This window comes from Sphingomonas sp. 10B4, from assembly GCF_035019905.1.
GTDB classification, from domain to species: Bacteria; Pseudomonadota; Alphaproteobacteria; order Sphingomonadales; family Sphingomonadaceae; genus Sphingomonas; species Sphingomonas glacialis.
In genome coordinates this window covers 112,747-121,782 of the sequence record NZ_JASJVC010000003.1, presented here as the reverse complement: position 1 = coordinate 121,782, position 9,036 = coordinate 112,747, and the positions used below count along the sequence as shown (strand labels likewise).

The 9,036-nt window shown below is 63.3% G+C and carries 7 protein-coding genes; 6 read left to right on the top strand and 1 reads right to left on the bottom strand.

The window, feature by feature from the left end; genetic code table 11:
- Positions 1–203: 203 nt before the first annotated feature.
- From QN347_RS01885 to QN347_RS01875, 3 genes are all read left to right on the top strand, one after another.
- Positions 204–596 (top strand): hypothetical protein, encoded by a 393-nt coding sequence (locus QN347_RS01885; protein WP_322162414.1) that lies wholly within the window; start codon positions 204–206, stop codon positions 594–596.
- Between the two features lie 261 nt (positions 597–857).
- Complete coding sequence (locus tag QN347_RS01880; RefSeq protein WP_322162416.1) at positions 858–4,742, top strand: PAS domain S-box protein; 3,885 nt, start codon at positions 858–860, stop codon at positions 4,740–4,742.
- Between the two features lie 32 nt (positions 4,743–4,774).
- Complete coding sequence (locus QN347_RS01875; RefSeq protein ID WP_322162418.1) at positions 4,775–5,542, top strand: response regulator; 768 nt, start codon at positions 4,775–4,777, stop codon at positions 5,540–5,542.
- Here the strand turns inward: QN347_RS01875 and QN347_RS01870 are convergent.
- Positions 5,539–6,189 (bottom strand): response regulator transcription factor, encoded by a 651-nt coding sequence (locus tag QN347_RS01870; protein ID WP_133186267.1) that lies wholly within the window; start codon positions 6,187–6,189, stop codon positions 5,539–5,541. The two genes, QN347_RS01875 and QN347_RS01870, sit on opposite strands and share 4 nt — an antisense overlap.
- A gap of 197 nt (positions 6,190–6,386) precedes the next feature.
- Between QN347_RS01870 and QN347_RS01865 the strand changes: the two genes are divergently transcribed.
- Genes QN347_RS01865 through QN347_RS01855 form a run of 3 tightly spaced genes read left to right on the top strand, consistent with a single transcriptional unit; the run spans position 6,387 to position 8,979 of the window.
- Positions 6,387–7,397 (top strand): hypothetical protein, encoded by a 1,011-nt coding sequence (locus QN347_RS01865; protein WP_323493952.1) that lies wholly within the window; start codon positions 6,387–6,389, stop codon positions 7,395–7,397.
- Between the two features lie 11 nt (positions 7,398–7,408).
- Complete coding sequence (locus QN347_RS01860) at positions 7,409–7,867, top strand: hypothetical protein (RefSeq protein WP_322162423.1); 459 nt, start codon at positions 7,409–7,411, stop codon at positions 7,865–7,867.
- 56 nt (positions 7,868–7,923) lie between these two features.
- The gene (locus tag QN347_RS01855; protein WP_322162425.1) at positions 7,924–8,979 is read left to right on the top strand and encodes a hypothetical protein; all 1,056 of its coding nucleotides are present in this window, start codon (positions 7,924–7,926) and stop codon (positions 8,977–8,979) included.
- Positions 8,980–9,036 lie beyond the last annotated feature (57 nt).

The window sequence follows — 9,036 nt, the reverse complement described above, 5'->3', positions numbered from 1 at the left end:
CAGGCCATGATCATGGTCGCCATGGGCGGACTCATGCTACGCAGAAACGCCCATCCGTGATTTTCCAAACGGACTCTTAGAGGTTGTCGGCAAGTTCCGTCAGCTATGCTTAACAGATCGTTCAAAGACGTCGATGGAGGTATTCAGACGCGCCTGGCCCAGGGGCCGATCCAGCTGACCTTCGCATCGATTGTGCGTCAGCGTTGAACGCGCTTGTTTTTGACGACGATCTGATCGCCGAGCTCGATCGATCCGTCGGCGCTGCAGGTCGCAATGCCTTGTTGTCCGAACTCGCAGACTGGACCGAAAAGATCGGAGACCGGCTCCATCTGTTGATCGGCGCGGGTGACTTGAAGGGCGCCCGTCAAGAGGCGCATTTGCTACGAAACGCGACCGCCCGTGTCGGTGCCTTCCGCTTGATCGACTGTCTGGTCGAGGTGGAGCTTTATGCTGGTGTGCAGCTGACCGAAGCCGTCTTTGCCTCGAAGCTCGCTGGTGCTGTCGAGGAATTCGTCCAACACGCACGGCTCTTTGCCGGTCAATCGTTCGCCATCAATTCCCATGCGACCGTGGCGGTGATATCGCCGCCGCCGTAAATCGGCGTTAAATCGTATGTACACGGGGGGCGTACACAGGGGCGGCTTTGGCTCACCAACCCGGTGCATCCGGCAAGACATGCAGTCGCATGATTTGTTAACCATTTATCGGCACGTCGTTAGGTAATTATCCGTAGGGGCGAGTATGCGGCACCTTCCTGACAAGGCGATGAATAGGCGCAGTCCCGGCGGCGCCGCGACGCCATATCCGACCACACACTCATGGCGCCCGATGCTCCAAACGTCGCTATGCCAATCCCGATGATACCGACGGCCGAAGATTTACGGATCGCCTCGCTTCGAGAACACGCCATTCTGGGAACTGAGCGCGAAGACCGTTTCGACCGGATCGCGAAGCTTGCAGCGGGGTATTTCAAGGCGCCGATCGCGCTGGTTTCGTTGATCGACGAACAGCGCCAGTGGTTCAAGGCGTGCATCGGCCTCGACGTCGGTGAGACGCCGCGCGATTGGGCCTTTTGCGATCATGCGATCAATCTGGCCCCTGGCTCGGTCATGGTGGTCGAGAACGCGCTTGCCGACGCCAGGTTCAACACCAACCCGCTGGTCTTGGGCGCGCCCGCTATCCGCTTTTATGCTGGGGCTGTCCTGACGACGTCGGACGGGCACAATCTCGGCACCTTGTGCGTCATCGATACGGAGCCCAGGCCGCGCCCCAGCGAGGCGGATATCGACTATCTTCGGTCGCTTGCGCAACTGGTCGTCGACCAGCTCGAACTGTCGAAGGCACGGTCGATCCTCGACGAGCAGAACCGCCTGTTACGGACCGCCGAGGCGATGTCCGGCGTCGGCCACTGGCGCTTCGATCTCGTTGCGCAAAAAGTCATCTGGTCTGACGAAGTCTTCCGAATTCACGGTCTTCCAGTTTCCGAAGCGGTCCCGGACTATGAGGCAATCCAGAAGTTATACCATGAGGACGACCGCGAAACGCTGACGCGGTTCGTCGCGAACGCGGTCGAAACCGGCGAAGGGTATGATTTCGGATTGCGGATCCGCCGGCCCGACGGAGAAATCCGTCACGTGATCGCGCGCGCCGAGTGCTCCGCCGATGCCAGCGGCAAAACGACGTCGCTCTTCGGCGTATTCCAGGACGTTACCGCGCAACATCTGGCCGCCGCCTGCGTCGCCGAGAGCGAGCGCCATTACCGGCTGCTCGCAGACAATGTCAGCGACGTGATCGCGCTCTATGGGGCAGACGGCATCTTTCGCTACGTTTCCCCGTCGGTCACCGATTTGCTCGGCTACGCACCCGACGACCTGATCGGCAAAACCCCGTTTGCGTTCATGCATCCGGATGATCACGCGCGCGTCGCCGAAGCGTTCAGGGCGGCATCGGCCGCGGGGGACGGACGGACGATCGAATATCGCGCGCTCACCAAGGCGGGCGAGGCGCGGTGGCTCGAAGCACGCCCGAAATTCCATTGGGATCGCGCGGGCAAGCTGCTCGAAATCTCGGACTCGGTGCGAGACGTGACGGCGCGCGTAACCGCGAAGCGGGCGCTCGAGGACAGCGAGACGCGCTTCAGGCGCCTGGCAGAATCGGCCCCGATCGGCATTTTCAGGGCCGACGCCGACGGCAACGTCACCTACGTCAATCGCGAGTGGGTCGCCAAGGTCGGTCTCAGTTTCGAGGAATCGCTGGGCAATGGGTGGATGCGGGCCTTGGCCGATCCGACGCCCTTTATCGAGCGGCCGGCATGGATCGGCTTCGTTCCGGGCGAAGTCCGCGTCCGCCAATCGAAGTTCAAGCGCGCCCATGGCGGAGAGATGTGGGTCGAAACGGTCAACAGCGCCGAATTCGACGACCAAGGTAGCCTGACGGGGTTCATCGGCGCAGTCATCGACATTACCGAAGAGCGTCAGTCGCAGATCGACCTTGCCGAGAGCAAACGCCTTTTCGAGACGCTGGCCAGCCTGTCGCCGGCCGGCATCTTCCGAACCGATTCATCGGGCAACTGCACCTATGTCAACGACGCATGGCTGAAATTGTCGGGGTTGGTCGAAGCCGAGGCGTTCGGGAGCGGTTGGGCGTCGGCGATCCACCCCGATGATCGGGATCGGCTCTTCGGGGATTGGATCGGCGCAGTCGAACAGCGCATCGGTCTGCGGAGCGAATTTCGCTTTCAGCACCGTGATGGTCGCACATGCTGGGTCGAAGTGATCAGCGAACCCGAGATTGACGAGCATGGCAGCCTGGTGGGCTATATCGGCGTCAACATCGACATCACCCAGCGCAAGCTGGCGGAGAAGGCGCTCGGCGAGCGCGAGGAGCAGCTCAGCCTGTTGGCCGCGAACGCCACCGATGCCGTATTTCGGCTAAGCCTCGACGGAACGTGCATCTACGCGTCGCCTTCGGTCGTCAGGTTGCTTGGCGTCGATCCCGCAGGCCTCATCGGCCGGAACATGTTGACCAGATTCCATCCCGATGATGCAGCACGGGTCAATGCGCAGTATAAGCGGCTTGCGACGGGGGATCAGGATCAACTGATCGTCGCGTATCGGGCCGAGCCGATTGACCGGCCCGGGATCTGGGTGTGGCTCGAGGCGAACAGCGGCTTGGTGCGAGATCCGGCGACGGGATTGCCTTCGGAGATCATCGTTTCGGTGCGCGACATATCCGAACGCAAGCGCCTGGAACTCGATCTCGAGCGCGCGCTCGCCGCCGCGGAGGGCGCTGCCGAGGCGAAGACGAGCTTTCTCGCCAATATGAGCCACGAAATCAGGACGCCGATGAACGGTGTGCTCGGGTTTACCGAGTTGCTGCTCGCGGATACGCTGACCCCCGACCAGCGGCGCAAGGTCGAACTCATCGCCGACTCCGGCACCGCCATGATGCGCTTGCTCAACGACATTCTCGATCTGACGAAGATCGAGGCGGGGCAGTTGGTCATCTTTCACGATGTGGTCGACCTGCCACATCTCGTCGGCGCGTGCATCAAACTGATGGCGCCGCTCGCGCTCGGGAAATCGCTGCCGATCACCTTCTCAATGGCCGACGGCGTTCCCTCGAACATCATCGGCGATGGGCTGCGCTTGCGGCAGATCATCCTCAATCTGCTGGGCAATGCGATCAAGTTCACGACGGTCGGATCGATCACGATCCGGGCCGAGGTGCAGGGCGCAATGCTTTCGCTCAGTGTCGAAGACACGGGTATCGGCATCGACGAGGACCGGCAGGCTGCCGTTATCGGGAAATTCGTGCAGGCCGAGGACGGCACGGCGCGGCGGTTCGGCGGGAGCGGGCTTGGCCTCAGCATCAGCGCGGAGTTGGCGCAGCTGATGGGCGGAACGCTGACCCTCAACAGCACGAAAGCCGTCGGCACGACGCTGACCCTCGCGCTTCCGCTCCGCGTGGCCGAAGACCAGGCACGAATTGCACGCACTGCCGATCAGGCGAAGCAGAGCGATGCCGTCTCGTCTGACTTGGGCTTGAATATCTTGGTTGCCGAAGATCATGAGATCAATCAGCATTTGGTCAAAGCGATGTTGGCTCGGCTCGGGTGCAAGACCACCATCGCGCCAAACGGTGCCGTCGCCGTGGCCGCCGTCGATGAGATGATCAGGTCGGGCGAGGGGTTCGATCTGGTCCTCATGGATATGCAGATGCCGACGCTCAACGGCGTCGACGCCACGCAGCGCATCCGGGCCGCGGGGATCGATGCCGCGATGCTTCCGATCGTTGCGTTGACGGCCAACGCCTATGAGTCGGACGTCGAGATGTGTCGTAAAGCCGGGATGCAGGATCATCTCAGCAAGCCGATTACGATCGACGCCCTTCGCGCCGTGATCCAGAAATACCGGCGTGCGCCAGATCCGGCACCCGGGGATGCCGCTCCATTTCGAGTCAGCAGCGCGCTCGCAAAGAAATTCGCGGATCGGACCGACCGCCTGATCGCCAGGATCGAGACCGTCGTCGCGGCCGGAGACCTGGATCCGCAGACCGCGGACGAATTGCAGGACGAGCTCCACAAGCTCGCCGGCAGTGCGGGGTTCTTCGATGACGACGGCATCGGCGAAATCGCTGCCGAATTCGCCGAGACGCTGGCGCGGCTTCCCGTCCCGGAAAAGCTGGCGTTTCTAAGCGCTGGAATGACACGGCTGCGAAGATCGGATCCAGCGGTCGGGTGAGCCGAGCTTGCACCACATTTCAAGGAAGATGGATGGCGACGATCGTAATTGTCGAGGACGACGAACTGGTACAAGAAATCGTTGCGCGGGCGCTGGAAAGCGCGGCGCACACCGTCATTCCCGTCGCGGATGGTTTGGACGCGATCGATTGTCTCTGGGAAAACGATCCGGATCTCATCATTCTCGATTGCGCGCTACCCGGAAAAGGTGGCCTGCCGATCTTGCAGGAATTGCGCGCTTCGCCGCGGTTTCAGGCGATCCCGGTGCTCATGCTCACCGCGCGCCGGAGCGATTGGCACGCCCGGCTCGCGATGGATGCAGGCGCAAGCGCGTATCTTCGCAAACCCTTCAAAGTGGAAGATTTGCGGCGCATCGTCGGCGAGCTTCTCCAGAAAGCGGATGCGGTGCAGCCCATCGTCGATCGGAGCGGCGCCGAGGCCGAACCGCTGATCGATATCGATTATCTGAGCATGCTGCGATCGTCGGTGGGGATGCACGATACGCACGTCTTGCTTGGCATGATGGCTGACACCTTGGATCAGTCGATCCAAACCCTCGTCCAAGCGCTTGAAGCGGGCGATCGCGCGCGAGTCGCGCAAGAAGCCCATGCGCTGGCAGGCGCGGCAACGACCGTCGGTGCGGCGCGATTGGCCGGACTGTGCCGCTCGATCGAACGCGCTTCCGACGATCGCAGCGATAGGAGCAACCAGCTGGCGGCGACGGGCAGAGCGACGCGCGAAGCGATCGAAAGCGTCCTGTCCGAAGATGCCGCAATGTCGCTCTCGGATCCTCTCTCCTAGGGGGTTTCGTCGCCGCGCGCTTCGAGCGCCTGGAAGGCAAGAACGGCTTGCGTCCGGTTGCCGACGGCCAGCTTGCGGAAGATCGCCGCGAGGTGCGATTTGATCGTCGGCTCGGCCAGCCCGAGCTCGTAGGCGATCTGCTTGTTCTGCTGCCCGCCCGCAATCGCCCGCAGCACGCGGAGTTGTGCGGTCGACAGCTCCCCGAGGCGTCGCGCCAGATCTTCGTGCTCGGTTCCCGCCCCGTCCGCCATTGCGGCATCGGGGAACCACTGGCCACCCGCCAGGATCACCCTGATCGCCGCAATCATCTCGTCGATTTCGGCAGATTTCGAAATGAAGCCCTTCGCGCCCAGGCCGCGGCCTTGCCGGATCGTCGTCATGTCGTCGCGACCGGAAACGATGGCGACAGGGGTTGCCGACGAAAGCGAGCGCACCATGGCGAGCCCGGAAAGTCCATTCACGTCCGGCAGCATCAGATCGAGCAAGACGAGGTCGAAACGCCTTTCCCGCAACGCGGTCTCGACTTCCGTCATGGTGCTTACCGTCGTCACGACCGCCTCGCCATCGACCGCGCGTGAAGCCATGGATAGCGCCGCTGCGCAGATCGGATGGTCGTCGACGACAAGGATCGAGGGTGGCGTTGTCATAGGTCTCTGGGCCCCGGGGTAACGATTCGTTTATCGATCCAACTGCGGCGGTTCCGGCAAGAATCCGCAGCCGTACCGCTAATGTGTCTATCGCTGATCTGAAAGGATTAGTCATCGGTTTGGCGATCTCGTCTTTTCGGATGAAGCCGCCGGATGGCAAGATAGGCTTAACGGGTTCGGCCGTGAATGGCCTGGCTATGACAAAAAACACCTCCTTTCTGCTCGCTTCGACGCCCCGCTGCGCTGGCATTCCCGCGGTCGCGATGACCGCGCTGACGCTGGTCTTCGCGTCCCCCGTCCACGCCGAAGGCGTCAAGGCCGGAACAATCATCAACAACAGCGCGACCGCGACCTATCCCGAGGGCGGGACGCAAGCGACGATCACGTCCAACACCGTTTCGATCCGCGTCGATGAGATGCTCGACGTGGCGGTGGCGGCGCGGGAAACGGCCGACGTGGCGACGACGGCGGGGAGCTTGGCGCAGGTCTTGGCCTTCACGGTCACCAACAAGGGCAACGGTGAGGAAAGCTTCGCGCTGGCGGCTGTCGGGACCGTGACCGGCAACGCGTTCGATCCCACCATCACCCAGCTCGCGATCGATACGAACGGCAACGGCCAGTACGAGCCGGGGGTCGATGCGGTGGTCGCAGCGGGTGGCGCAACGCCGGTGCTGGCGCCGGAAAGCGGCGTCACCGTCTTCGTCGTCTCCTCGATCCCGGCCGACGCTCTTGATGCAAAGCATGGCCTCGTCCGGTTGAGCGCTACAGCAACGACCGGCAGCGGGGCGCCGGGAACGCTGTTCGCCGCGCAGGGCACGGGCGGCGGCGACGCCGTCGTAGGCGCGACCCACGCGCTGCGTGACGGTACGAGCGGATTTGTCGTCAGCCGCGGGACCGTCAACCTGGTGAAGTCGGCAACGGTGGCCGATCCGTTCGGGGGCACACGCGCCGTGCCGGGATCGATCATTACCTGGCGTCTGGTTTCGACCGTGACGGGCTCGGACAGCGTTGCGGGCCTGCATGTGATCGACGCGATTCCCGCGGGCACCGGCTACCAGGCGAGCTCGCTCACGCTCGACGGCGCCACCCTGTCGGATGCCGCCGACGCCGACCTCGGGACTGCGTCGAGCGCCGGCATCGATGTCGCGCTGGGCGCGCAGACCGCCGGAACGACCCACACCGTCGAATTCAAAACCCGCATCAATTGAGGATGATCGCTATGAAACTCTTTGCTCTTCTCGCTGCTGTCGCTTTGCCCGTGGTCGCCGTTGCGGCGACCAACGCGGTGTCGCTCAGCAGCACCGTGGCGACCGAGAAAACGGTCCTGACCAACGGGCATCCGGAAACCGTGGTGTCGGACGCGAAACACGTGGTCCCCGGTGATCGGCTGATCCTGGCGACGAATTATCGCAACGTCACCACCCAGCCGGTCGTGCACTTCGTCGTGACCAACCCTGTGCCGAACGGCGTCATCTTCACCGGCGACAGTACGCCTGGAGCACAGGTGTCGGTCGACGGGGGGCGCACCTTCGGGGCGCTTGCCGCGCTCCGGATCGCGGTTGCGGGTGTCGCACCACGACAGGCTCAAGCAACCGACGTTACCCATTTGCGCTGGACGCTGCCCAGCATCGCGCCGGGCGCGAGTGGGTCTCTGAAGTACCGCGGCATCGTCCGCTAACCAACCGCTGCGCGCGCCGGCGGGGCAAGGCGCGCACACCCTAATCGGAGACTATCATGACACGTGCCAGCACCCTGCTGGGCGCGGGGAGCCTTGTCGCGCTCGCCGTACTTGGCTCTACTCCCGCATTCGCGGCCGGGACTCAGGCCGGATCGACCATCACCAACACGGTTCAGGTCAACTACCAAGTGGGCGGCGTCGCCCAGAACCAGATTGCTGCGTCGGACAGCTTCACCGTCGACCGCAAGGTCAATCTCGTGGTTGCGGCGGTCGGAACGTCGACCACTCAGGTTTCACCGGGACAACTCGCCGCGGTCACGGCGTTCTCGGTCACCAATACGTCCAACGCCACGCTCGACTTCGCGCTGGCCGTTTCGCAGCAGACGGGGGGCGCCGGAGCGCATTCGAACACCGACACGTTCGACGCGACCAATCTGCGCATCTACGTCGATACGAACGCCAACGGCGTCTACGATGCCGGCGACAGCCAGGTCACCTATCTCGACGAGCTGGCAGCCGACACGTCCAAGACGGTGTTCGTCGTTGCCGACATCCCGCTCGGCCGCGCCACCAATGATGTCGCTGCAGTGACGTTGACCGCGACCGGGCGCGAAGGCGGCACGGCAGGGACCCAGGGTAATGCCCTGGTGCAGACCACCGGCAGCAATACCGCTGGCATGGATACCGTGTTCGCCGACAGTGCCGGCGCGACAGACGCCGCGCGAGACGCAGCGTATTCGGCAAAGAACGATTACACCGTCTTTGCCGCCGCGTTGAGCGTGACCAAGGTCAGCCGGATCGTCAGCGATCCCTTCAACGGCACGACCAACCCCAAGATGATCCCGGGCGCGACGATCGAATATTGCATTTCGGTCGCCAATGCGGCCGGCGGTGCAAATGCCACCAACGTGGCGCTGGCGGACGTCTTGCCGACCACGATCACCTACCTCTCGTCGTTCGGCATCTTTCTCAACGGAACCGTGACGGGATCGACCTGCAATGCGGATGGCGCGAGCGGTGGCAGCTTCGCCTCCGGCACCATCACGGGAACGCTGTCGAGCGTCGCTGCGGGCGACGCCCGCACCCTGCTGTTCCGCGCGACCATAAACTGACGAAATTCGCCGGTGGTTCAAATCCTTGCTTCGACCCGGAGCCACCGGCGGACCCGC

Excerpts from the sequence above, each read along its gene's own strand:
- QN347_RS01865 (WP_323493952.1), top strand. The coding sequence starts at position 6,387 with ATGACAAAAAACACCTCCTTTCTGCTCGCTTCGACGCCCCGCTGCGCT.
- QN347_RS01855 (WP_322162425.1), top strand. The coding sequence starts at position 7,924 with ATGACACGTGCCAGCACCCTGCTGGGCGCGGGGAGCCTTGTCGCGCTC.
- QN347_RS01870 (WP_133186267.1), bottom strand. The coding sequence starts at position 6,189 with ATGACAACGCCACCCTCGATCCTTGTCGTCGACGACCATCCGATCTGC.
- QN347_RS01860 (WP_322162423.1), top strand. The coding sequence starts at position 7,409 with ATGAAACTCTTTGCTCTTCTCGCTGCTGTCGCTTTGCCCGTGGTCGCC.
- QN347_RS01880 (WP_322162416.1), top strand. The coding sequence starts at position 858 with ATGATACCGACGGCCGAAGATTTACGGATCGCCTCGCTTCGAGAACAC.
- QN347_RS01875 (WP_322162418.1), top strand. The coding sequence starts at position 4,775 with ATGGCGACGATCGTAATTGTCGAGGACGACGAACTGGTACAAGAAATC.